A 26,409-nucleotide genomic window follows, 5' to 3' on the forward strand; every position below is an offset into this window, starting at 1 on the left:
GAGGTGACTCAAATAAATCGATTTCTCTGAAATAACGATGTTTGAGTCACTTCCTTTTTTATGGAAAAAATGGATTCATACACGATATTAGTTAACATAAATTTAAGGTGTTAAATACTTTGATTTGTTTCAAATACTGAATAAACAATGTTAGATAATTTACTAAACTTAGCTATATAGTATTATATCTGAATTTCTTGCATTTATAGAAGAAAAAGCTTACAATTAATGTATTGAATATCAATATTGAAAAGAAAAAGCTTATGAAAGTATTTTTATGAAAGAAGGCGAAAAAAGGTGAGAAAATTTTTAGGGGAAAAATATAATAAGTTCTCATTAAGAAAATTAACTATTGGTGTTTGTTCGATGACGATAGGGACATTTTTCTTGATGTCTACTGTTCAATCTGATGAAAATACAGTGAAGGCTGCCGATAATGCAATTGTTCACTATAAATATGTAGGAGAAAATAATCTTACTGATAAAGAAAAGGAATTAATAAGAAAAGAAGTACCAAGCATTGTAAATAGTACAGAAGAAACATATTACTTAGTATTTAAACCAACTAAAACAACACAACTAAATAAATTACCTAATACTGGTTTAAATTATGGAATAGGAAGTATGCTTCTAGGCGGTATGCTAGGTCTACTAGTAGTTGTTGTAGCAAAAGGTAAAAATAAATCACGTAAAATATTATCAATATTATTAGTTACGAGTATGGGAGCAACTACTCTAGAGTTACCTGTTAGAGCCATGGAGGATTTACAATTATCAGTCTACAACATGGATTATAATTTAAAAGTTGGAGATAAGTTACCAGAAATCTCTGCAATTCCTGGATATAGTTTTGTTGGATTTATTAAAAATGAGACTGAAACTAAAAAATTAAAAGAAGAAGTGAAGGAAAATGTTAATTTCCAACAAAATAATAAAAAACAACCACAATTAAAAGAAATTACAGATGTAAATGTAACTGATAAAAAACAGGAAAATAAAGCAAGATTAGATAATACAGATAAAAAAGTATTTGAAAATAATAATAAAAAAGAAGATAAAAAAGTAATAGAAAATACAAATAAACAAGAGGATAAAAAGATTTCAGGGGTTAATACTGTGAATCCTCAAGATGAGGTGTTATCTGGAAAACTAACTAAACCTGAATTATTGTATTCAGATAAAACAATAGAGACTTCAATACAGTATAATCAAATTATAGAAAATAATAATCAGTTGCCTGAAGGAACAACAAGAATAAAACAACACGGTAAGCTAGGGAAAAAGACAGATGTTGTTAGAGTATTCACTGTAGAAGGGAAAGAAATATCAAGAGAGTTAATTTCTACGAAAACAGAACATCCAGTTTCAGAAGTAGTTGAAAAAGGAACAAAAAAAGTAGTGAGTAATGTTGTTAATAAGGGTGAAAAACTTGTAAAACCTGCAGTAGAAGTTAAACCAGAATACACAGGAGTACAAGCTGGAGCAATAGTAGAACCAGAAAAAGCAGAAGCAGCAAAAGAGTACACAGGAGTACAAGCTGGAGCGGTAGTAGAACCAGAAAAAGCAGAAGCAGCAAAAGAGTATACAGGAGTACAGGCTGGAGCGATAGTAGAATCAGAAAAAGTGGAGCCTCAATATGGGGGAGTTACTTCAGGAGCATTGGTAGAACCTGAAAAGGTAGAATTACCTAAGGAGTACACAGGGGTACAAGCTGGAGCACTAGTAGAGCCGGAGAAAGTAGAATCATCAAGAGAATATACAGGAGTGCAAGCCGGAGCACTAGTAGAGCCGGAGAAAGTAGAATCACCAAGAGAATATACAGGGGTACAAGCTGGAGCACTAGTAGAGCCGGAGAAAGTAGAATTACCAAGAGAATATACAGGAGTGCAAGGTGGAGCACTAGTAGAACCGGAGAAAGTAGAATCACCAAGAGAATATACAGGGGTACAAGCCGGAGCACTAGTAGAACCGGAGAAAGTAAAATCACCAAGAGAATATACAGGGGTACAAGCCGGAGCGCTAGTAGAGCCGGAGAAAGTAGAACAACCAAGAGAATATACAGGGGTGCAGGCTGGAGCGTTAGTCGAACCGGAGAAAGTGGAGCCTCCTAGAGAGTATGCTGGAAGTATTGAACAGCCAAGTACAGAAGAAACTAAACCAAATAATGAAAATACTAATATACCTGAAGAAATGAGTATTCAGAAAAAATCTAGTGCATTAATTAATATGACCTTTATTACAGAGTCGTCGAAGGTAACTGGAACTGGTTCAGCTACATTTATTGCACCAAATGTACTTTTAACAGTGGCTCATAATTTCATTAATAATTCTACTGATAATACTACGGGTGAATTTAGAGGAGATAAGTCTAAAAATACATATGAATGGCAAACGCCTGATGGACAAAAAGGTTCATTTACTTCAGAGGATATTCACTTTTATAATAAAAAAGATTATCCAAAAGGATTTATCTATGATTTAGCTGTTATTACCTTACCTCAATCTACAAGAAGGCAACATGCGAACTTAGTAGAAAATTACTCGAAAGTAAATGTTAATGATAAGTTAAATGTTTATGGTTATCCTAAAGGAGAGTATACTCACTTAAAAGATACTACGGTAGAAATGGAACAAAAATATGCGAATAATACCTACGGTGTCCAATATCAAGGTGGAAATCCTGGTATGAGTGGTGGAGGAATTTTCAATTCTAAAGGAGAAGTGATTGGACTTCACCAAAATGGGGCTGAGAACCGTTCAGGTGGATTGATTTTATCTCCTACACAATTAGCTTGGATTAAGAGTATTATCGCAGGTAATGAAATTACTCCGACATATGATGCACTAGAACGTCATAAAGATGAGAAAAAAGACGATGTTAAAGAAGAAGACGTTAATAAGAAATTAGAACTTAGAAATATATCTTCTGTAGAACTATATTCAAAAGAAGGTGGTAAGTATCGTCATGTAACTTCATTAGATTCTGTGCCAAATGACCCACAAAATTACTTTATGAAAGTAAAATCAGAGAACTTTAAAGACGTGATGCTTCCAGTTAAAACCATTACTAATGATAATAAAGATAATAGAGCTGTTTATAAAATAGTAGCAAGTGTAAATAATCTGATACAACATGAAAATAATAAAGTACAAGATAATTATACATATTATTTACCTAAAACTCAGCAAAGTGAAACTGGGATATATACATCATTTAAAAATTTAGTAGATGCAATGAATAGCGATCCTAATGGTATATTCCGTTTAGGTGCAACTATGGATGCTCGTGAAGTTGAGCTTCCAGATGGTCAAGAAAGTTATGTGAAAAATGAATTCCATGGAAAATTAATAGGTCAAAATAATAATAATAATAAGTATTATGCTATATACAACCTGAAAAAGCCATTATTTAATACTTTAAGTAATGCTACAGTACAAAATCTTTCACTAAAAGATGTCAATATTTCAGCAAAATACAATGCTGCGACAATAGCGAAGGAAGCAAATAACAATACTCGTATTGAAAATGTTTATGCTGATGGAGCGATAGCTGGGGAACATGAAATTGGAGGATTAGTATCACAAGTTAATAATTCTACTATTTCTAATAGCAGCTATACTGGTAGAATAACTAATACATATAAAACAGTTGCTAGTTATCAAATCGGAGGGTTAGTAGGTAAACTTTCTGGTTCGAGGGGATTAATAGATAAGTCGTTCGCGTCAATTGATTTAGCATCAAACGCAACTAAAGGGGATCAATCTATTGGTGGAATAGTTGGTGCAATAGAGGATAGGGCGCTAATTAGTAATAGCTACGCTGAAGGAAATCTTAATAATGTTCAACGTTTTGCAAATGTTGGTGGAGTAGTTGGTAATCTTTGGGATCCAGCTGGAGGATTAGAAAAATCTGGTCGACTTTCTAATGTACTAAGCGACGTTAATGTTACAAATGGTAATGCTATAACTGGAAAAGATTTCACTAACATGCAAGCAAATCATGTATATAGCAACAAAAATAATAAGGTTGTAAACGTAGTAGCAGAAGATGATGAAATCTTAACTAAGGATTCTGATGTTCAAAGAGGAGAAGTATTAGAAGACGCACAGATTAGAGAGAAAAAAGCTTCTTTTGTATCTAAAAATACTATTAAAACAGAAGATTTTAATTTCTCTTCTAGATATGTAACTGACTATAGAAATCTTGAAAATGCGGTTTCATCTAAAGAAAAAGTATATAAAAATATAGAAAAACTATTACCATTCTATAATAGAGAAACAATAGTTAAGTACGGGAATTTGGTAGAGTCAAATAGTAATCTTTATAATAAAGAACTATTGTCAGCACTTCCAATGAAAGATAATGAAGTAATTAGTGATATTAACGAATATAAATCAAGTATAAATAAACTATTACTATATTATGCGGACAATACATCAGAGAAACTTAATGTAAATTATCAAGGTGATTTTTCAAATGTAGCTGAGTATAGAATAGACGGTACGAATTTAATTTATACACCGAATACATTACTTCGCAATTATAATAATATTTTAGAGAAAGTATTACCAGCATTAAATAGTGTAGAATATAAATCAGAAGCAATTAGAAAAGTATTAGATGTTTCAAATGATGTTAGTTTAACAGAACTATATTTAGAAGAACAATTCAATACTACAAAAGATAATTTGAGAGATAGTTTAACGAAACTATTTACTGCAGATGCTGCAATAGTGGAAAATAACAATAAGGTAATAGATAATTATATAATTGAGAAAATAAAAAATAATAAAGAAGCTTTACTTCTAGGATTAACATACTTAGAGCGTTGGTACAATTTTAAATATGGTGAAACAAAAGCAAAAGATTTAGTTATGTATCACTTGGATTTCTTCGGTAAATCAAATAGTTCGGCGTTAGATAATGTTATCGAATTAGGTAAATCTGGATATAATAATTTACTAGCGAAAAATAATGTTATAACTTATAACGTATTATTAGCGAAAAATTATAAAACTAATAATTTATTTGATGCATTAGAAAAATATAGAAAAGCTTTCGTGCCAGAAAAAACAAATAACGAGTGGTTCAAAGACCAAACTAAAGCCTATATTGTAGAAGAAAAATCTTCTATTCCAGAAGTTAGCAAAAAACAATCAAAAGCAGGTACTCCGCAATCTATAGGGGTATATGATAGATTAACTAGTCCATCATGGAAATACCCAAGTATGGTATTGCCGCTATTAACATTACCTGAAAAATCGGTGTTTATTATAGCGAATATTTCGACAATAGGATTTGGTGCTTATGATAGATATAGAAGTAAAGAACATCCAGCAGGAACTAATTTAAATGACTATGTTGAGAAAAAAGCAAAAGAAGCGGCTGTTAGATTTAGAGATCACTATGATTACTGGTATAAAATACTGGATGATAATAATAAAGAAAAATTATATAGAAGTGTTCTAGTCTATGATGCATTTAGATTTGGTACAGATGAAAAAGAAGATAAAGATACATATCAAGCAACTTTTGAAACTAATCATCCAGCGATAAAACATTTCTTCGGTCCAGCAGGAAATAATGTTGTTCATAATTCTAATGGAGCATATGCTACAGGGGATGCATTCTATTATATGGCATATCGCATGCTTGATAAAGATGGTGCGGTAACCTATACACATGAAATGACACATAACTCAGATAGAGAAATTTATCTTGGAGGATATGGAAGACGAAATGGACTTGGACCAGAGTTTTATGCTAAAGGATTGTTACAAGCTCCTGATCATCCAAATGACCCAACTATTACAATTAACTCTATATTGAAATATGAAGAATCAGAAAATGCAACTAGACTTCAGGTGAAAGATCCTACAGAACGATTTAAAAATGCAGAAGACTTACAAAAATATATGCATAATCTGTTTGATGTGATTTATATGCTAGAATATCTAGAAGGTAATGCTGTTGTTAACTTAGATATTTCTAAGAAAAACGAGTTATTGAGAAGAATAGAAAATAAATTTGAAACAGATCCAGATGGAAGTAAAGTATATGCAACTAATGTTATTCGTTACTTAAATGATAGTGAACTTAGAAAATTAACTACATTTAATAGTTTAATAGAAAATGATGTTATTACAAGAAGAGGATATGAAAATGGAAATGATGATACCTTTAAACGAAATGGATATTATACAATTAAACTATTTTCACCAATATATTCAGCTTTAAGTAATAATGAAGGAACACCGGGTGATTTAATGGGACGTCGTATGGCGTTTGAATTGTTAGCTGCAAAAGGATTTAAAGATGGAATGGTACCATATATTTCTAATCAATTTGCAGAAGAAGCAAAAGCAAATGGTGACGTTATTACATCATATGGTAAAAAAATCGGTAATGTAACTGATAAGTTAGTGCTTAAGAAAGTATTTGATAATCGTTACCCATCTTGGTTTGAATTTAAAAAAGCAATGTATGATGAACGAAAAGCTAAATTTAATAAATTAATGAGTGTTAGCTTCATTAACCCAAATGGAGCTTGGTATAGAAAAGATAAGGTGACAATAACTAGTATAGCTAAACTTCAAGAGATGATAACAGCTGCAGTCAAAGAAGATGCAGAGGATATTCTTTTGTATTACTATCCAGAAAGAAGTAGAGTTCATAAACTTAAACAAGCTATATACAAAGCTTATCTAGATCAAACTAGTGATTTTAGAACATCAATATTTGGAGAACAGTAATCTAATTTTTTGATTAGATATAAAATAAATAGGGGGTAACTCGACAAAATCGATTTCTTCGGAATTATGATTTTTGGGTCACTCCCTTATTTATATTTATTAAAATGCATATAAATATATAATACGTGATATAGTAGGATATTACGACAAAAATTTGTGATATAATAAAATTATAAAAATTTAAGGAGAATTTGAGTATGATAAAAATTGAAGTGTGTGCTAATAGTGTACAAGATTGTATTGTAGCGCAAAATGAAGGTGCAGATAGAATAGAGTTAATTAGTGCTAGTTATTTAGGGGGATTAACTCCAACGACAACTACTCTAGATATTGTTATAGAAAATGGAGTAAAAATACCGATAATGGGGATGGTTAGACCTAGGGGAGGAGGTTTTTGTTATTCTGAAATAGAAAAAGAACAAATGTATAGAGAAGCAAGAGAACTGCTAAGGCACGGAGCTAAGGGGATTGTATTTGGATTTTTAAATGAAGATAGAAAGATAGATTGGGAAGCGACAGAAAAGATGATAAACCTATGTAAAAGTTTTGAAGCAGATAGTGTTTTTCATAGAGCATTTGATTGTTCTGATGAACCTGAATGCAACATTCAGCATTTAATTGAATTAGGATGTACTAGAGTTTTGACAAGTGGTCTAGAAGCTAATGTAGATAAAGGTACTAAGTTATTAAAGTTATTGCAAGAAAAATTCGGTGATAGAATTGAAATTTTAGCTGGTGCGGGTATTTCTACAGAAAATATAGAAAGTATTATTAAAAAAACTGGAGTTACTCAAGTTCATGGAACGTTTAAAAAGTATGGTGTTGATCAAACAACGACTGGTATGAATGTAACATACAGATATACAGACAAAGGTGACTATGAAGAAGTAAATCCTAAAGAGTTAACTCAAGCTGTGCAAATAGTAAAAAGATTAAATGAGGAATAGAATGTTTAGTAACGTACATCATATAGCAATAATAGGAACAAACTACAGAAAAACTAAGGAATTCTATGTAGATAAATTAGGGTTCAAGGTTATAAGTGAACATAATAGACCAGAAAAGAATGATATCATTATTAACGTTCAGAATGGTGATTTAGTTTTGGAAATATTTATTAAAGAAGATGCCCCTATGAGACCGAAAATACCAATACCAGAATATACTGGATTACGGCACCTAGCTTTTAGAGTAGATAATGTGGAAGAAATGTTAAAGAAATTTGATACGCTTGGTATTTTACATGAAGAACTTCGTTATGATGATTTTGATAAAAGAAAGATGGCATTTTTCTTCGATCCTGATGGTTTACCGTTAGAAATACATGAATAACAAAATAAAAGAAACTTAGCGACAATACTAAGTTTCTTTTATTTACGTAAAATTCATTGAAAAATATCTTGATTTTTCTGATTATATGTGATTAAATATAGAAATGTAACTAAAATATACTTAAAAAAGGAGCGGGATAATGAAATTTAGAAAAAAAGCTGCTGTATCATTTGTAACAGCAACGTTGATACTTACAAATCTACATGTAATGAATTTTAATAATTTAGAGAAAAAATGGGTATATGCTGAGGAAAATGGTAAGATTGATGCCTTATCTAATGCCTCTGCACATACTTTTAAAGATGAAGACAAAGTTAAAATTATTGTATCTTTAAAAGAGGATAAAGTAGATCCTAATTCATTAAAAACAGAAGAAGGAAGAAAAGAGCGTGAAAAAAGCACTAAAGAACCACGTGAAAGAGCTTTAAAAGAAATTAAAGATAAAGGTGTCGATTATAAAGTATTATTTGAATATGATACACTTTTAAATGGATTTTCTTTAGAAACTTCATATGCTGATGCTAAAAAAATTCAGGCGATGGATTTTGTAAACAGTGTTGAAGTGAGTGTTGATTATGAAGTTCCTGAGACTACTACAAAAAATAATGAAGATGATACTGCTTTAAAAAATACAGTTATCGATAGCAATAGAATTATTGGTGTACAGAGTTTATGGGATAAAGGATATAAAGGTCAAGGAAGAGTAGTGGCTGTTATTGACTCAGGGTTAGATCCTAATCATGACATATTACATCTAACTGACACAAGTAAAGCGAAGTATAAAAATAAAGCTGAGCTTGAAGCTGTAAAAGAAAAAGCTGGAATTGACTATGGTAAATGGTATAGTGATAAATTAATTTATGCATTTAACTACTACGATTGGGATAATAATTTAAAAGAGAAAAAAGATAAATCTCACGGAATGCACGTTGTAGGTACTTCAGTAGGTAATCCAACAAAAAAAGCACCAAACAATGAATATGTAGCAGGAGTTGCTCCAGAGTCGCAATTAATTTTCATGAGAGTATTCTCAGATAAACAAGGTGGAGCAAAAACTAGTACGTTCCTATATGTTAAAGCTATTGAGGATGCTGTTAAATTAGGTGCTGATTCTATTAATATGAGTTTAGGTGCAACAGCTGGAGCAGTAACAGAAGTTGGACAAGGTACTATCGATGCAATTGCACTTGCTAAAAAGGCTGGAGTTAACGTAGTAGTTGCGGCGGGGAATGATAATGTATTTGGAAATGGTCAAAGTAAACCAAGTGCGTCAAATCCAGATTATGGATTAATTGGAACACCATCTGTAACACCTGACTCAATAGCTGTAGCAGCAATAAATAATAGTGTAATGAATACTGAAGTTATGACTTTAGTAGGATTAGAAGGAAATGAAGAATGGGATAATGGAGAAGCTACAATAAGACCATTTACTAAGAAATTTGATCCTAAAGTTGAGTATTCATTATTTAATGCTGGATATGGTTTAGAAAATGATTTTAAAAATCAAGATGTAAAAGGTAAGATTGCAGTGATGATGCGTGGGGGTGGAAATACCTTTGCTGATAAAGTAGCAGCAGCTAAGAAGGCTGGAGCTGTAGGTGCTGTTTTATATAACACTAAAGAAGGTGGAGAAGAATTACTAAATGTAGCATTAAATAATTACGATAGTGATTTCCCTGTAGTGTTTGTTGGGTATAAATTTGGTAATTTATTAGCTACTTATCCAGATTTCTACAAATTGAAATTTACTGGACACTTTAGTAAGAGACCACATCCACAAGCGAATCAAATTGCTGATTTTACAAGTTGGGGAGTAACAGGAGATGGATTGTTTAAGCCTGATGTTACGGCACCAGGTGGTGATGTTTATTCTTCATTCAATAATGGAACATACGGATTAGATAGTGGAACAAGTATGGCTTCACCACACGTAGCTGGAGCTATATCTTTAATGAAACAAGTATTCCAAGAAAGATATCCAGACCTTCAAGGAGAAGAATTACAGAAATTGATAAAACACCTATTAATGAGTACTGCGATTCCAAATTATAATAATGAAACAAAAGCATTTACATCACCAAGACAACAAGGAGCAGGAGTTATTGATGTCTCTAAAGCGGCATTTGGTGATTTATATGTAACTGGAGATAATGATTATGGAAGTATCTCTTTAGGTAATGTCCAAGATACATTTAAATTTAATGTAGTACTACATAACTTATCTGATCAACCTAAGGAACTTGTTTACAAGTCTTATTTAAATACTGATGGTGTAGAAAATGGACAAATTACACTAAAACCTAGACAATTATCAGAAAGTAATGGTGGAGAGACTGTAGTAGTTCCTGCAAAAGGAGAAAAAACAGTTACTATCACAGTTGATGCTACGCAATTCAGAAATGAATTAGAAGGACAAATGCCAAATGGTTATTATCTTGAAGGATTTGTAAGATTCTTTGATCCTAAAGATACGAATACAGCAGTTGCTGGAATTCCATATGTTGGTTTTAAAGGAGAGTTCCAAAATCTACCTGTAGTAGAAAAACCAATATATGAATTTAAAGGAAATGAAAAACCATTCTATTACTATAAACCTAATACAACAGAGCGTGATGATAAAAATAACTTTACTTCATTAGTTACTGTTGATGTAAATGGTGAAGAAAAGAACATTAAAGTTTTAGGAGAGTACAATGATCCTAAGACTAAGTCTAATTATTTTGGTAAATTGGCATTTTCTCCAAATGGTGATAGACAACACGATGAGGTTGGATTTAAAGCAACATTCTTAAGAAACTATGAGAATCTTAAATTATCAGTTTATGCCAAAGACGATGTTGAACGTAAAAATCCATTATATGAAAATGGTAATGTTTCTGGTAAAAAGAACTTCTTCCATAACAAGTCTACTAATAAAAAAGCTGTGTTAGTTACTGAAACAAACTGGAAGGGACAAGACAAAAATGGAAATCCATTACCAGATGGTGAATATCAGTATGTAGTTAGTTATAGTCCTGTTGCAACAGGTGCGAAAATGCAAGAGACTGCATTTAACGTTACTATTGATAGAGTTGCACCACAAATTGTTGGTACAGGTGGAGTTTATGATGAAAAAACAAGAACGTTTAAACCATATGCTGTAAAAGAAAATGGAAGTGGAGTACTTTATAAAAAACTAAGTTATAAAGTAACTAAAAAAGGTAAAGATGGCAAAACAATAGAAAGTGAAGTTGTTGTTGAACCAAATATTGACGGTACTTTTACTCTTCCAGAAAAAGTTTCTCTAGATAAATTTACTTATGAAGTAGGTGATTTCGCAGGGAATAAAGATAGTGTTGGAATTTCAAAAGTTCAAAATACTGAAAAAGGAACTGTAGAAATTAAAACTACAGCTAAAGATGGAACAGGTGATTATTCTACTAACGTAAGATATGCTATTAAGAATGAAAAAGGGGAATTAGTAGGAGAAGACTTCACGAAGAATGGTAAGAATCTGACAGCTCTGCCATATGGTAAATATACTGTACAAGTAGTTCTAACTGATGAAGCTCTTAAATTAACTAGTCCTAAAGAAGTTGCTTTTGAGATTACTAAAGATGACTCAACTAAATCTGTTGAATTTACATTTGAAGAACAAAAGAGAAATACGACAATAATTAAATTTGATAAAGTTATACCTGCTGGAGCAAAAGTATTTGTTACGAATGAACAAGGTGAAAAAATAGAATTATCAAGAAGTCTATACAGTGAAAAAGAATTCCAAAAACGATTAAATAATGGTAAATATACTGTTGAAGTAGTATTACCTGAGGGATATAGATCTTCTGAAAATAATTTTGAACTTGTAGTAGGAAACGGTCGTAATACAAAAGAATTACAATTAAGTGTAGCTGAGAAAGTAGCTAGTGTTACAACTGCAGAAGGAGCAACTACTCCAGCGACTGTTGAGTTTGGAGAAGCTAAACTTTATAATGATTATAAACTTGTAGTTGGAGATGTTGAAAAAGCTAGCAAGGAAAAAATACTTAAACAGTTAACTGACAGTAAGATTGATTTAACTAAATATGATGTAGTATTTTATGATATCCATTTAGAAGATAGAAATAATAATGTTGTAGAAGTTGATGGAACTAGAAAAGTTACTTTATCATTAGATAAAATGCCAGCGAAATTTGGTCATGAGAAAAAAGATGGGACAATTGAGCCAGTTAATGGTGAAGTAGTTGATGGTAAATTTGTCTTCACAGTAGATGGATTTAGTAATTTTGTGGCACTTGTAGAGAAAAATGCACCTAAAGAAGAGGTTAAAGTAGATAAGAGCCAACTGAAACTAGCTTCTGATAATTTCAAAGTTACAACTGATAGTGATAAGTATGAATATGCGTCATTAGATGCAAAAGAAGCGTATAACAAAGCTATTAATAAAGCTAAACAACTTTTAGAAGACGAGCATGCGACACAAGAAGAAGTGAATAAAGCTGTTGAAGAGTTAAATACAGTCATTTCTAAACTTGATGGTGTTAAACCAAAAGAGGCAAAAGGTGAACCAGAGAAGGCAGAAGCACCTAAAGAATACACTGGCAAAGTAGAACAACCAAAAGCAGAGACACCTAAAGAAAATAAAGGTGAGCAACCAAAAGCAGAAGTACAAAGTGTAGATAAAAAAGAGCTTGCGGCTGAAGTTGAGAAAAATGGAGACCTTACAGCACAAGATAGCTTTAAAGAAACAGAAGAAACAGCTAAGAAAGAATATAAAGCAGCTCTTAAAGCAGCTATTTTAGTATTATCTAATGCAAATGCAAAACAAGATGAAGTAAACAGTGCATTAGAAACTCTTAAAAAAGCATCAGAAAAAGTAAGTAAAGAAAAATCTAGATTGTCAACTTTACTTGGTGATGTATTTAAGAAAGATAAAGATAAATCAAGTGTAGGATTAGCAGATATAGCTAAAGATCAAGGAATGGTAGTAAACAATTCTCAAGCAAATCTTGGAACTGTAGGCAAATCAAATTCTCTATTAGCTAAAACAGGAACATTAGCTTTACCTACAACCTTTGTAGGACTTGCATTAATTTGTTTAGTATACATACTGAGAAGAAGAAAAAATACTAAATAATAGGTAGTTTAATAATTCTCTTTAACCTTTAGGTTAAGGAGAATTATTAATTTGCATTATGAAAGGGCTAAATATAGAGAGTTGTTGAAATATTGAAATTAGTAATGATTGTAAGGAATTAGGTATGAGTATTAATACTGAATAGGTAGTTGAAAATTTGAAAATTATTAAAAAAGTTCTTGACATAATTTGATGAAAAATGTATAATAAATATTGTTCTTGATATGGCGGCTGTGGCGAAGTGGTTAACGCATCGGATTGTGGTTCCGACATTCGGGGGTTCGATTCCCCTCAGCCGCCCCATTAAAATTTAATATCTTAAGGCGGCTTAGCCAAGTGGTAAGGCACGGGTCTGCAAAACCTTGATCACCGGTTCAAATCCGGTAGCCGCCTCCAATTTTTACTCATCTTTTTATAAGGTGTTTTTTTTATGCCTAAATTACGGTTTATATTATCTATGATTCTTGTATTATGAAAATATTCGGGAATTTATTGATAATTACCGAGAGAGTGACTCAAAAATCGTGATTTCATAGAAATCGATTTTGTTGAGTCACCCCCGCACAGTTTATTAGATATCTAAAAAGCTTTTATAAAGCGAATTTAGATATCAATAAACCACTGCGTCTATGAGTTCTCATCTGAACTTTGTTACATTTTAGGACTTTTGTATCAGCCCCGTAAAGTTCTTATTAAAATTGTTATTATTTCCTTTTAAAAGCTAGATATATTGTTTTTTTTGTGATAAAATTATATCAAATTTATTTTTAAAATATCGAGGAGGAAATAATATGAAAAAAATATTATTGGCGTTATTTAGTTTTATTTTTGTCTTCTCTATAGTTGGATGTACTGCAAAGACTGAAACGAAAAAAGAAGAAAAAGTTATTAAAATGGGATTTGTTCCTCTGAAAAATAGTGAGAAACTTGTTGAAGATCTTAAACCAATCTCTGATTATCTTTCTGAAAGATTAGGAGTAAAAGTAGAAGCTTTCACAGCTAGTAACTATATTGGTGTAGTTGAAGGTTTAGGTAGTGGAAGTGTTGATTTTGGTATCATTCCTCCATTTTCATCACTACTAGCTCAAAAACAAAGTAGTGCAAAACCTATACTAACATCAAAAGGTAAAACAGGAAAACCTGGATACACTGCTGAATTATATGTAAGAAAAGATTCTGGTATTAAATCACTTCAAGATGTTAAAGGTAAAAAAGTAGCATTTGTAGATCCTTCATCTTCATCAGGATATATTTATCCAGGTGCTATGTTAGTTGAAGCAGGTCTTAACTTAGATAAAGATATTAGTTATCAATTTAGTGGTGGACATGATAAGAGTTTACAACTACTTCTTAACAAAGATGTTGATGTAATTGCGACATTTGATGGAGTGGAAGAAAGATATGCTAAAGACTTCCCACAAGCAAAAACTGATATTCAAAAATTAGCAACTAGTGATATGATTCCTGGTGTTATGGTTACAACTTCTAGCAAAATGGATAAAGAGTTACAAGAAAAACTAGAAAAAGCTCTTCGTGACATAGAGAAAGATCCAAAAATGAAAGAATTATTCACAAAGATGTTTAGTATCACTGGATTTACTGATGTGGATCAAGATGCATATAAAAAAGTAGAAGCAACTGCAAAAGTTATGAATGTTGATTTAGATAAAGTAAAATAGAAATATGAACTTGGTGCATAATGTGCCAAGTTTTTTTTTGTCTGTAATTTTAGAAATTATTTTAATTATATAAAACACTTGAGATTTTTTACGTTTAATTTTATAATTAAATAATCAATCAGGAGTGTGAATGTAATGTACGCATATATTAAAGGAAAAATTTCGGAAGTAAATCCGGCAAATATCGTTGTAGATAATAATGGAATAGGTTATGAGATAGTTGTTGCTAATCCGTATGAATATCAATTAAATGAAGAAAAAATAGTTTTTATAAGTCAACAAGTAAGAGAAGATTCTAATATTCTTTATGGATTTTCTAATAAAGATCAGAAAAAAGTATTTTTACTATTATTAAAGGTAAAAGGTGTAGGCCCTAAGAGTGCTTTAGCTATATTAGCTGGAGGAACTAGTGAAGAAATTATTGGAGCTATCGAGAATCAAGATGTAACATATTTAACGAAGTTTCCGGGAATTGGGAAAAAATCTGCTCAACAAATTATTCTTGATTTACAAGGTAAAGTTGATTTCAGTATGACTAATATTAGTAGTGCTCCAACTGCTGTAAATAATTATCTAAGTGATGCAATGTTAGCATTGGAAGCTCTAGGATATAGTAAAAAAGAACTTGCAAAAATTGAGAAAAAATTATCAGCATTCGACTTCGCTGGTGTTGATGAATATGTAAAACAGGGATTAAAATTATTAATGAATGCATAATTGATGAAAGGAGGAAATTATGGAAGATAGAATGGTATCTGCAAGCCAAAATTTTGGTGAAGAGCGTGAGGAACAGTCTTTAAGACCGAAGTTTCTTAGCCAGTATATAGGACAAGAACAGATAAAAAGTAATTTGAAAATATTTATAGAAGCTGCAAAACTTCGTGGTGAAGTTCTAGATCATTGCTTATTATATGGACCTCCTGGATTAGGTAAGACTACACTTGCGACAATTATTGCTAATGAGATGGAAGTGGGGATTAAATATACTTCAGGACCTGCAATAGAGAAATCTGGAGATTTAGCTGCTATATTGACTAGTCTTGAACCAGGTGATGTTCTTTTTATCGATGAAATTCACAGAATAAGTAGATCTATTGAAGAAATATTATATTCTGCGATGGAAGATTTTTATCTTGATATTGTAATAGGAAAAGGTGAAGAATCACGCAGTATTAGAATTGAACTACCACCATTTACATTGGTTGGTGCAACGACAAGAGCAGGAGCTTTAACTGCGCCCCTTCGAGATAGATTCGGTGTGCATTGTCGTCTGGAATTTTATACTATTTCTGAACTGCAAAATATTATAGAAAGAACATCTGATATTTTTGAATGTGATATAGATGAAGAGAGTTCATATGAAATAGCCATGAGATCTCGTGGAACACCTCGAATAGCGAATAGGCTTCTTAAACGCGTAAGAGACTTTGCTCAAGTGAAAAATGATGGTGTTATAGCTAAGGACTTAGCTGTTGAATCGTTGGATTTACTACAAGTAGATGCGAAAGGTCTTGATAATATTGACTATAAAATACTTGAATGTTTGATTAAGCGTTATGATGGTCGTGCTGTTGGACTTGAAACAATTGCTGTGACTATTGGTGAAGAAAGTATTACTATAGAAGATGTTTATGAGCCGTATCTTGTAAAAGAAGGATTTATAGAACGTACACCTAGAGGACGTCGTGCCACACCTAAAGCATATCAACATTTAGGAATAGCGTATAAAGTTGAATAATTAATAAATAATGGGTTTCGGTAAATTGGGAGTGACTCAAAAATCGTGATTTACGAGAAACAAGATTTTGTTGAGTCCCCCCCTGCAAAGTTTATTAGATATCTAAAAAGCTTTTATAAAGCAAATTTAGATATCAATAAACCACTGCGTCTAGGAGTTATCATATACACTTTTTTAAAATTTAGGACTTTTGTGTCAAAACCTTTACGGAACTTATTTTTATAAGATTTTAAAGGTGCTATTGATAATATTTTTTAATTAGAAATGATATTAATTGTAAAATAAATTAAAGTATATTAAACTTATGTAGTAAAATATAAGAAATTTAAGAAGGATTAAATTTGTATGATTGATAGTAAACAATTTATAAATACTAGACATAAAAATCAAAAGATTAATTATGATAATGTACTAAAAGAACTTATAAAAGAATGGGAGAAGACTAATTTTCGTCCGAAAATTCTTATTCACTCTTGTTGTGCTCCTTGTAGTACATATGTATTAGAATATTTATCTGAGATTAGTGATATTACAATATTTTTCTCGAACTCTAATATTCATCCAAAAGAAGAATATATCAAACGTATGTTAGTACAAAAAGATTTTGTCGAAGAGTTCAATAAAAGAAATGACAAAAAGATTAAATTTTTAGCTGATGAGTATGCACCTAGTAAATTTATCAGTGCTGTAAAAGGACATGAAGAGGATAGAGAAGGAGGAGATAGATGTCATATTTGCTATGAAATGCGTTTAGACTCTTCTGCTCAAAAAGCTGAAGAATTAGGTTATGATTATTTTGCTTCTGCTTTAACACTTAGTCCTAAAAAGAATGCCACTGTAATAAATGAGGCGGGTTATGTACTTCAAGAACAGGTTTCAATATATTATCTGCCTTCAGATTTTAAAAAGAATAATGGTTACAGAAGATCTGTAGAAATGTGTAATGATTATAATATATATCGACAATGTTACTGTGGATGTGTATTTGCTGCTAAAGATCAAGGGATAGATTTTAAGACGGTTAATCAAAATGCTCGTGATTTTAATAGAAACCATGAAGATTATGAGAGGTTTAAATCTATTATTAAACTAGGTGGAGAACTAGTTTAATATTATATTTAGGTTAACAATATAACAATAAAAAATATAATAATTTTAAATTTTAATAAAAAGATTAATAATAAAAAAGTATCGTTACTATATTTGGGAATGATACTTTTTTGCTTTAATAATACTTTCTTTGTAATTAATGTTGAAAAAACAGTTTTCATTATTTTTTCAATAAGGGAGTAGTAAAATGTTGTTACTAATCAAGAAATGGTTTTCTTTGTTGATAAATAAGGTAGAATGCAAATGTGAAATTAGTATAAAATACTTGTAAATATTGCTTTCATGTGTTATTATTTGAATGTAAATATTTTTTTAAATAAAAGGAGACATGACTATGTTACAAAAAGAATTTAAAGTTATTGATGAAACAGGAATCCACGCTAGACCAGCTACTTTATTAGTACAAGCTGCATCAAAATTCCAATCAAACATTGAATTAGAATTCAACGGACGTAAAGTTAACTTAAAATCAATTATGGGTGTTATGAGTCTTGGAGTTGGAAAAGACGCTGATATCGTAATTTACGCTGACGGAGCTGACGAAGCAGAAGCATTAGCAGCACTTGAAGAAACAATGAAGAAAGAAGGATTAGCATAAAATGTTACAACTAAAAGGTATTGCAGCCTCTCAAGGGATATCTTTTGCTAAAGCATACATTTTAGTTGAGCCAAACCTTACAGTTAGTGAGGTTAAAGTTCAAGATGTAGTTGCTGAGGTTAAACGTTTTGAAGATGCGATTGAAATTTCTAAAAAAGAATTAACAATTATTAAAGATAAAGCTCATGAAAATTTAGGAGCTGATAAAGCAGCAATTTTCGAAGCTCATTTATTAATTTTAGAAGACCCAGAATTTATGGGAACTGTTAAAACTGACATTCAATCAAAAGAAATTAACGCTGAATATGCACTAAAAGAAACTTCAGATATGTTTGTTTCAATGTTTGAATCTATGGATAATGACTACATGAAAGAACGTGCAGCTGATATCCGTGACGTATCTAAACGTATTTTAGCTCACTTACTAGACGTAGATTTACCAAATCCAAGTTTAATCGATGAAGAAGTTATTGTTATCGCAGAGGACTTAACTCCATCTGATACAGCTCAACTTAACAAACAATTTGTTAAAGGTTTTGCTACAAATATTGGTGGGCGTACATCTCACTCAGCTATTATGGCTAGATCATTAGAAATTCCTGCAGTAGTAGGAACTAGTACAATCACTGATGAAGTTAAGAATGGAGATGTGCTTATTCTTGACGGATTAAATGGTGTTGTATATGTAAATCCAGATGAAGCTACTACAGCTGAATTAAAAGAAAAACATGCTAAATTTGAAGAACAAAAAGCTGAATGGGCTAAATTAAAAACAGAAAAATCTGTAACTAAAGATGGTCATGAAGTGATTTTAGCAGCTAATATTGGGACACCTGCTGATTTAGAAGGTGTTAACAACAATGGTGGAGAAGCTGTAGGATTATATCGCACAGAATTCTTATACATGGGACGTGATCAATTACCAACTGAAGATGAACAATTCGAAGCTTATAAAGCAGTATTAGAAGGAATGGGTGACAGACCTGTTGTAGTTCGTACTTTAGACATCGGTGGAGATAAAGAATTACCATACCTAGATTTACCAAAAGAAATGAATCCATTCTTAGGGTTTAGAGCAATTCGTCTTTGCCTAGAAGAAAAAGAGTTATTCAGAACTCAACTTAGAGCATTATTACGTGCATCTGTTTACGGTAAACTTTGTGTAATGTTCCCAATGATCGCTACAGTTCAAGAATTCAGAGATGCTAAAGCTTTATTCTTAGAAGAAAAAGAAAAATTAGTAGCTGAAGGTGTTGCAGTAAGTAACGATATCGAATTAGGTATCATGGTTGAGATTCCATCAACTGCTGTTATTGCTGATATCTTCGCTAAAGAAGTTGACTTCTTCTCAATTGGTACTAACGACTTAGTTCAATATACTATGGCTGCAGACCGTATGAGTGAAAAAGTTTCATACTTATACCAACCATATAACCCAGCAATTTTACGTCTTGTGAAAAATGTTATTGAAGCATCTCATAAAGAAGGTAAATGGACTGGAATGTGTGGAGAAATGGCAGGAGACAGCTTAGCTATTCCATTATTATTAGGTATGGGATTAGATGAGTTCTCTATGTCAGCTACTTCAATTCTTCAAGCACGTAGCCAAATCAAAAACTTATCATTAGAAAAAATGAAAGAGTTAGTTGATAAAGCTATTATGTGTTCAACAACTGAAGAAGTATTAGCATTAGTTGCAGAATATACTAAATAATTATTAAAAGACTTTCGATGGAAATCGAAAGTCTTTTTTACACTAAGCAAAGTTTATCTATATAATATAATTATAAATTTGAAGAGTTATTTATACAAAAACTAGGAGGAATTTGTTATTAGAACAACCTTATTGGTTGACATTCAGGAGTATTTGTATTATCATTTTAAGTATAAATTTTTCAAAAAACGATGATTAAGACGGTATATTGGATGTTTTTAACAGGGAGCAACTCCGTGACTGAAAGAGTTGTATGAACTGAGAGTATATTTTCAGCTTATGAGTAATTGTATAAGTAGACTATGAGTACAATCGGGTGGTACCCGTTATCAACTTTTATTAAGGAAGCAAATTGCTTTAAAATGCGGGTGGTACCACGATATATTCGTCCCTTGAGACTAAGTCTTGAGGGGCTTTTTATTTTGGATAAATAATAGAACTTATAGCAATGTCTTTATATTAAATTTTTAAGGAGGAACTTATGACTTTAGAGAATATAAGAAAAGAATATTTAGAATTAGTTAAAACAATTAAAGATGAAAAAGAACTTTATGACCTAAGAGTTAAATTTTTAGGGAAAAAAGGTGCACTAACAGAAGTTATGAAAGGTGCACGTGATTTATCGCCAGAAGAGAGACCTACTTTTGGAAAACTTGTTAACGAGGTTAAAACTTTCATTAATGATAGTTTAGAAGAGAGAAAAGCTGAATTAGCTAAGGCAGCATTAGAGTTAAAATTATCTAGTGAGGATATTGATGTTACTCTACCTAGTAAAAAAGTTGAATTAGGTGGAATTAATCCATTAAATAAAATTATTGAAGAGATTGAAGAAATCTTTATTTCTATGGGATATTCAGTTGCTGAAGGACCTGAGGTAGAAACTGATAAGTTTAACTTTGAGATGTTAAACTTACCTAAAGATCACCCAGCTCGTGATATGCAAGATTCATTCTATATTACAAATGAATTATTAATGAGAACACAAACATCACCTGTTCAAGCACGTGAAATGTTAAAAGCTAATGGAGAAGATCCTATCAAGATTATTTGCCCTGGTAAAGTATTTCGTCGTGATAATGACGATGCTACTCACTCACACCAATTTACTCAAATTGAGGGGTTAGTAGTAGATAAAAATATCACATTTAGTGATTTAAAAGGTACTTTAGAGCACTTTATTAAAGCTGTCTTCGGAGAAAATAAAAAAATCCGTCTGCGCCCAAGCTTCTTCCCATTCACTGAACCTTCAGTAGAGGTTGATGTATCTTGGGGTAATGAAGATGATGAAGAAAACATTAAATGGCTTGAAATTTTAGGAGCTGGTATGGTTCACCCTAACGTTCTTAAAATGGCTGGTTTTGATCCAGAAGTATACTCTGGATTCGCGTTTGGTATGGGACCAGAACGTGTTGCAATGCTAAAATATGGAATTAGCGATATTAGAAGTTTCTACACAAATGATGTAAGATTCTTAGAACAATTCAATAGTGATAGAAACGATTAATAGGAGGTAGTAATGTTAGTAAGTTATAATTGGTTAAAACAATATACGAATGTTGAAGATAATGCAAATGCATTAGCTGAAAAAATCACACGTGGTGGTATTGAAGTTGAAGGTGTTGAATATTTAGCAGAAGAGATTTCTAACGTTGTAGTTGGATATGTAGTATCTAAAGAAAAACACCCTGACGCTGAAAAATTAAATGTATGTCAAGTAAACGTTGGTGAAGAAGAAAATCTACAAATTGTTTGTGGTGCACCAAATGTTGATGCTGGACAATATGTAATTGTTGCTAAAGTAGGAGCGAAATTACCAGAAATTAAAATTAAAAAAGCTAAACTTCGTGGTGTAGAATCACAAGGTATGATTTGTTCATTAGCTGAATTAGGATTAAGTAAGAGTGTAGTGCCTAAAAATTATCAAGAAGGTATCTACGTATTTGAGACTGAGCAAGAGTTAGGTTCTGATGTTGTTGAAGTACTTGGTTTAAATGATTATATCTTAGATTTATCAATTACACCTAACAGAGCGGATGTATTAAGTATGCGTGGTCTTACTTATGAATTAGGAGCTTTATACAATAAAAAAGTTAATTTTAATGATGTAGAAAAAGAAGAAAGTTACGAAGTGACTTCATTGCAAGTTGACATCGAAAGTGATTCTTGTAGAAACTATGTAGGTCAAGTTGTGAAAAATGTTGAAGTTAAATCTTCGCCACTATGGTTACAAACAAGACTTATGAATTCTGGTATTCGTCCAATTAACAACATCGTAGATATTACAAACTATGTACTTCTAGAATTTGGTCAACCAATGCATGCATTCGACAAAGATCTAGTTGGAGATAAAATCGTAGTTCGTGATGCTAAAGAAGGTGAAGTTCTAGAAACTCTTGATGGAGAAGAGAGAAAATTACAAACAACTGACTTAGTAATTACTGATGGAACGCGCGCTATTGCTCTTGGAGGAGTAATGGGTGGTAAAAACACAGAGGTAAGTGAAGAAACTAAAAATATTATTTTAGAATCTGCATATTTTAATCCGACAACAGTTCGTCGTACTTCAGCTGCTCATGGGTTAAGAAGTGATTCTTCTGCAAGATTTGAAAAAGGTATTGATCCTAATATGCAAAAAGCAGCTCTTGCTCGTGCAGTAGAATTAATTTTAGAATTATGTCCAAATGCCGTAGTTGAAAGTTCTGTTGGAATAGTTAAAAAAGAAGAAGAAAAAGTTGTAGAAATTACTACTTCATATATCAACAACTACCTTGGAATAACATTATCTACTGAAGAAATCGTAGCTATTTTAGAAGGATTAAGTTTTATGGTAGAAGTAACAGGAGAAAGCCTAGTAGTTAAAGTACCTACTAGAAGACCTGATATTTCAATTAAACAAGACTTAGTTGAAGAAGTTATTAGAATTTATGGATACGATAACCTAGCCTCAACATTACCAAAATTCTCTAAAACTACTAAAGGTGGTTTAACTTATTCACAAAGAATGGTACGTGATCTGCGCGCAGTATACGCTAGCTTAGGATTTAACGATACTATTAACTATTCATTAGTATCTGAAGAAGAAGCCACGGGGTATACTTTAGAAGATCATCATAAAGTAAGATTATTAATGCCTATGACTGAAACTCACTCGACTTTACGACAAAGTTTAGTGCCAGGATTATTAAACACTGTTCAATACAACGTAGCTAGAAAACAAAAAGATCTAAAACTTCTTGAAATTGGACGTGTATTCTTCGGTAGTGGAGATGATAATATCCAACCTAAAGAAACACTATACTTAAGTGCTGCGCTAACTGGAGAGGAAAGAGCAACTAAATGGCTTAAAGAGAGTAGCTCTTTAGACTTCTTCGCTGCTAAAGGATACTTAGAAGTTGTTTTTGATCGTTTAGGATTAGATGAAAAAGTTACATATAAAAAATCTAAACTTGAAGGTATGCACCCAGGACGTTTTGCTGAGGTATATTTAGGTGAAAAACGTATTGGATTTATTGGAGAAGTTCACCCACAAGTTGCAGATAAACTTGGATTAAATACTACATATGTATTTGAAATTAATTTAGATGAAGTTATTTCAGAAAGTAAAGTTAAACTTAAGTATGAAGAGGTAACTAAATATCCTGAAATTACAAGAGATATCGCTATGTTAGTTGATGTTAAAGATGAATATCAAAATATCTATAATGTAATTGAATCAGTAAATAGTAAATTAATTACTAAAGTAGAATTATTCGACTTATATGTTGGTGCTGAGTTATTAGTTGGTAAAAAATCACTAGCTTTAACTATTACATATAGTGATAAACAAAAAACTTTAACAGATGAAGAAGTAACAGCGGTACATGAGAAAGTACTTTCTGCACTTACAGAGTACGGAGCTATTATTAGGTAGGCAGTCTATGATTACACAAACAATATTATTTTGCGTTTTGGCATATGTAATTGGTTCTATACCTTTTGCATTAATAGTAGGGAAAGTATTTTATAATACTGATATTAGAACACTTGGAAGTGGAAATTTAGGTACAACAAATACATTCAGATGTCTTGGGAAAAAGGCTGGAGTTATAGTATTTATATGCGATGTATCTAAAGGGATAATTGCTACTTTTCTTCCAACATTAATGTTAGGAAGAGTGGACTTTTTATCAATATTCGGAGCTTTTGCGATGATAGGGCATGTATTTCCTATCTTTGCAAACTTCAAAGGAGGAAAAGCTGTAGCAACGGGATCAGGAGTTTTTATCTTCTTATATCCAATGTTGAGTTTATTATTATTGATAATATTCTTTGCAAATTTATTCTTAACAGGATATGTTTCTTTGGGAAGTATTTTAATGAGTATAACTGCTATTGGATACCTAAGTATTTTTGAAACAGGAATAGATAAGTGGATAATGATAATTATGTGTGTATTTGTTATTTATGTACACAAAAAGAATATATCAAGATTAATAAATGGGACAGAAAATCAATCGAAATTAAAAATTGGGAAGGGAAAAAAGAATGACAAAAATCATTAGTGGAACACAACTTGCGAAAGAGTTGAGAGAAGAAATTAAAAACGAAGCAGCTGCTTTAAGAGAAAAAGGTGTTGAGCCTACACTTGCAGTTGTTTTAGTAGGAGATAATAAAGCATCAAGAAGTTATGTTAATTCTAAACATAAAGCGTGTATAGAAAATAATATAAATTCTATAAAAATTGAGTTACCAGAAGAAATCTCTACTGATGATTTATTAAATGAAATCGAAAAATTAAATAGTGATGATAAGGTTCACGGAATTTTAGTACAATTACCATTGCCAAAACACATAGATGCAGAAAAAGTTCTGAATGCTGTAACTCCATCAAAAGATGTAGATGGATTTCATCCTATCAATGTAGGAAAGTTGGTGATTGGAGAAGCTAAACTAATTCCGTGTACGCCATTAGGGATTTTAGAAATGATTAAATCAACTGGTGAGGAAATTTCTGGGAAACTTGCACTAGTAATTGGAAGAAGTAATATTGTGGGTAAACCTATTTCAACTTTATTACTTCAAAATAATGCAACTGTAATTACTGCTCATTCTAGAACTAAAGATTTAGAAGCATTAATAGAACAAGCTGATATTATCGTAAGCTGTGTGGGAGTTGCACATTTCCTAAGCGGAAAAGAAAAAGTAAAACCAACTTGTACGATTATTGATGTAGGTAATAACTACAAAGATGGTAAGTTAGTTGGAGATGTAAATCTAGATGAGTTTATGGAAAAAGTTTCTTATATTTCTCCTGTTCCTGGAGGAGTAGGACCTTTAACAATCACGATGTTAATGAGAAACACATTAACCGCTACTTATGATTTACTAGAAAAATAATTTCAAGAAAATCTAGATATTATTTGAGACTTTATTTAATTGAAATGTTTTTGATTTAATGATACAATAATATATTGTACAAGAATGCAATATATTTAAAGATATAGACTTATAAATTATACTATGTTATAATTTATAAAATGTAGAGAGTAAAGAAATTTATGTGGAGGATTGTTAATAAATGATTAGATTCTTGAAAAAAGTTGCCACAGAAATGCGTAAGGTAAGTTGGCCAACTTTTAGTGAACTTGTTAGAAAAACACTAATTGTTATTGTTGTAGTTGGAATATTAATGTTATTTAGCTACGTAGTAGATTTAGGAATAACTGCTGGAATTAGACACTTCAGTAGATAAGAGAGGTTATTATGAGCGATACAGTAAGTAAAGAGTGGTATGTAATACACACGTATTCTGGATATGAAAACAAAGTAAAAGATAATATTGAGAAAAGAGTTGAGTCTCTTGGAATGGAAGATAAGATTTTTAGAATCGTTGTTCCAGAAGAAAAAGAGACAATCTTAACTCCAACAGGAAAGAAAAAAGAAGTTAATAGAAAAACATTCCCTGGATATGTACTTGTTGAGTTGGTAATGACTGATGATTCATGGTTTGTTGTAAGAAATACACCTGGTGTAACAGGGTTTGTTGGATCTCACGGTGGAGGTTCTAAACCTAGTCCATTATTACCAGAAGAAATTAACTTTATTTTACAACAAATGGGTCTATCAAATGTTGTAGATATTGACATTGAAGTTGGGGATTACGTTCGCATTATCTCTGGTCCATTCGTTGATATGGAAGGTAAAGTTGTAAACCTTGATTTACATAACTATAAAGCAGATGTTATGATCGAACTTATGGGTAGAGAAACTAAAGTGGAGCTTGAACTTTATAATATCGAAAAATTCTAAGAAAGGAAAAGCTATCTTTATGATAGTCGGATAGAATGTGGAAAAGATTGCAATAATTATGGATTCAACTGCATATTT

The 26,409-nt window shown here is 31.5% G+C and carries 16 protein-coding genes and 2 tRNA genes; all 18 read left to right on the top strand.

Features of this window, described 5'->3' with window-relative positions; genetic code table 11:
* Positions 1–297: 297 nt before the first annotated feature.
* A complete protein-coding gene (locus RWN11_RS01635) occupies positions 298–6,753 on the top strand; it encodes a ZmpA/ZmpB/ZmpC family metallo-endopeptidase (RefSeq protein ID WP_314160058.1) in 6,456 nt (2,151 codons plus the stop codon).
* Positions 6,754–6,950: 197 nt separating this feature from the next.
* Positions 6,951–7,700 carry a copper homeostasis protein CutC gene (locus RWN11_RS01640; RefSeq protein ID WP_314160059.1) on the top strand — a complete coding sequence of 250 codons (750 nt, stop codon included), beginning with the start codon at positions 6,951–6,953 and terminating at the stop codon, positions 7,698–7,700.
* Position 7,701: 1 nt separating this feature from the next.
* Positions 7,702–8,085: a VOC family protein gene (locus RWN11_RS01645; protein WP_314160060.1), complete on the top strand. Its 384-nt coding sequence runs from the start codon at positions 7,702–7,704 to the stop codon at positions 8,083–8,085.
* Between the two features lie 139 nt (positions 8,086–8,224).
* On the top strand, positions 8,225–13,204 hold the full coding sequence (locus RWN11_RS01650) for a S8 family serine peptidase (protein WP_314160061.1): 4,980 nt from the start codon (positions 8,225–8,227) through the stop codon (positions 13,202–13,204).
* 227 nt (positions 13,205–13,431) lie between these two features.
* Positions 13,432–13,507: transfer RNA gene (locus RWN11_RS01655), tRNA-His, on the top strand.
* A 19-nt stretch (positions 13,508–13,526) separates the two neighbouring features.
* Positions 13,527–13,600 (top strand) — tRNA-Cys (locus tag RWN11_RS01660).
* A 395-nt stretch (positions 13,601–13,995) separates the two neighbouring features.
* Complete coding sequence (locus RWN11_RS01665) at positions 13,996–14,883, top strand: phosphate/phosphite/phosphonate ABC transporter substrate-binding protein (protein WP_314160062.1); 888 nt, start codon at positions 13,996–13,998, stop codon at positions 14,881–14,883.
* Positions 14,884–15,018: 135 nt separating this feature from the next.
* Positions 15,019–15,600, top strand: a complete 582-nt coding sequence (gene ruvA / locus RWN11_RS01670) for a Holliday junction branch migration protein RuvA (RefSeq protein ID WP_314160063.1) — start codon at positions 15,019–15,021, stop codon at positions 15,598–15,600.
* Positions 15,601–15,619: 19 nt separating this feature from the next.
* Entirely contained in the window at positions 15,620–16,621 is a 1,002-nt protein-coding gene (gene ruvB, locus RWN11_RS01675) for a Holliday junction branch migration DNA helicase RuvB (protein ID WP_314160064.1), read from the top strand.
* Between the two features lie 345 nt (positions 16,622–16,966).
* Positions 16,967–17,731 carry an epoxyqueuosine reductase QueH gene (locus tag RWN11_RS01680; protein WP_314160065.1) on the top strand — a complete coding sequence of 255 codons (765 nt, stop codon included), beginning with the start codon at positions 16,967–16,969 and terminating at the stop codon, positions 17,729–17,731.
* A gap of 334 nt (positions 17,732–18,065) precedes the next feature.
* Positions 18,066–18,329, top strand: coding sequence for a phosphocarrier protein HPr (locus RWN11_RS01685; protein ID WP_003145399.1), 264 nt, complete (start codon positions 18,066–18,068; stop codon positions 18,327–18,329).
* Between the two features lies 1 nt (position 18,330).
* On the top strand, positions 18,331–20,043 hold the full coding sequence (gene ptsP, locus RWN11_RS01690) for a phosphoenolpyruvate--protein phosphotransferase (protein ID WP_314160066.1): 1,713 nt from the start codon (positions 18,331–18,333) through the stop codon (positions 20,041–20,043).
* Between the two features lie 481 nt (positions 20,044–20,524).
* The gene (pheS, locus tag RWN11_RS01695) at positions 20,525–21,547 is read left to right on the top strand and encodes a phenylalanine--tRNA ligase subunit alpha (protein WP_314160067.1); all 1,023 of its coding nucleotides are present in this window, start codon (positions 20,525–20,527) and stop codon (positions 21,545–21,547) included.
* Positions 21,548–21,559: 12 nt separating this feature from the next.
* A complete protein-coding gene (gene pheT / locus RWN11_RS01700) occupies positions 21,560–23,953 on the top strand; it encodes a phenylalanine--tRNA ligase subunit beta (RefSeq protein WP_314160068.1) in 2,394 nt (797 codons plus the stop codon).
* 7 nt (positions 23,954–23,960) lie between these two features.
* Positions 23,961–24,584, top strand: coding sequence for a glycerol-3-phosphate 1-O-acyltransferase PlsY (plsY, locus tag RWN11_RS01705; RefSeq protein ID WP_314160070.1), 624 nt, complete (start codon positions 23,961–23,963; stop codon positions 24,582–24,584).
* Positions 24,568–25,419, top strand: coding sequence for a tetrahydrofolate dehydrogenase/cyclohydrolase catalytic domain-containing protein (locus RWN11_RS01710; RefSeq protein WP_314160071.1), 852 nt, complete (start codon positions 24,568–24,570; stop codon positions 25,417–25,419). The genes plsY and RWN11_RS01710 overlap by 17 nt, the downstream gene beginning before the upstream one ends.
* A 181-nt stretch (positions 25,420–25,600) precedes the next feature.
* Positions 25,601–25,774, top strand: coding sequence for a preprotein translocase subunit SecE (secE, locus tag RWN11_RS01715; protein WP_314160072.1), 174 nt, complete (start codon positions 25,601–25,603; stop codon positions 25,772–25,774).
* Positions 25,775–25,785: 11 nt separating this feature from the next.
* Positions 25,786–26,331, top strand: a complete 546-nt coding sequence (gene nusG, locus RWN11_RS01720) for a transcription termination/antitermination protein NusG (RefSeq protein WP_314160073.1) — start codon at positions 25,786–25,788, stop codon at positions 26,329–26,331.
* Positions 26,332–26,409 lie beyond the last annotated feature (78 nt).

Origin of the sequence: uncultured Gemella sp. (assembly GCF_963519265.1) — a bacterium.
In the GTDB taxonomy this organism is placed as follows: Bacteria; Bacillota; Bacilli; order Staphylococcales; family Gemellaceae; genus Gemella.

Bases quoted from the DNA above. Each gene is read 5' to 3' on its own strand.
- RWN11_RS01640 (WP_314160059.1), top strand. From the start codon at position 6,951: ATGATAAAAATTGAAGTGTGTGCTAATAGTGTACAAGATTGTATTGTA.
- RWN11_RS01710 (WP_314160071.1), top strand. From the start codon at position 24,568: ATGACAAAAATCATTAGTGGAACACAACTTGCGAAAGAGTTGAGAGAA.
- pheT (WP_314160068.1), top strand. From the start codon at position 21,560: ATGTTAGTAAGTTATAATTGGTTAAAACAATATACGAATGTTGAAGAT.
- nusG (WP_314160073.1), top strand. From the start codon at position 25,786: ATGAGCGATACAGTAAGTAAAGAGTGGTATGTAATACACACGTATTCT.
- ptsP (WP_314160066.1), top strand. From the start codon at position 18,331: ATGTTACAACTAAAAGGTATTGCAGCCTCTCAAGGGATATCTTTTGCT.
- ruvB (WP_314160064.1), top strand. From the start codon at position 15,620: ATGGAAGATAGAATGGTATCTGCAAGCCAAAATTTTGGTGAAGAGCGT.
- plsY (WP_314160070.1), top strand. From the start codon at position 23,961: ATGATTACACAAACAATATTATTTTGCGTTTTGGCATATGTAATTGGT.
- ruvA (WP_314160063.1), top strand. From the start codon at position 15,019: ATGTACGCATATATTAAAGGAAAAATTTCGGAAGTAAATCCGGCAAAT.
- RWN11_RS01645 (WP_314160060.1), top strand. From the start codon at position 7,702: ATGTTTAGTAACGTACATCATATAGCAATAATAGGAACAAACTACAGA.
- RWN11_RS01680 (WP_314160065.1), top strand. From the start codon at position 16,967: ATGATTGATAGTAAACAATTTATAAATACTAGACATAAAAATCAAAAG.
- RWN11_RS01685 (WP_003145399.1), top strand. From the start codon at position 18,066: ATGTTACAAAAAGAATTTAAAGTTATTGATGAAACAGGAATCCACGCT.
- RWN11_RS01650 (WP_314160061.1), top strand. From the start codon at position 8,225: ATGAAATTTAGAAAAAAAGCTGCTGTATCATTTGTAACAGCAACGTTG.
- RWN11_RS01665 (WP_314160062.1), top strand. From the start codon at position 13,996: ATGAAAAAAATATTATTGGCGTTATTTAGTTTTATTTTTGTCTTCTCT.
- secE (WP_314160072.1), top strand. From the start codon at position 25,601: ATGATTAGATTCTTGAAAAAAGTTGCCACAGAAATGCGTAAGGTAAGT.
- pheS (WP_314160067.1), top strand. From the start codon at position 20,525: ATGACTTTAGAGAATATAAGAAAAGAATATTTAGAATTAGTTAAAACA.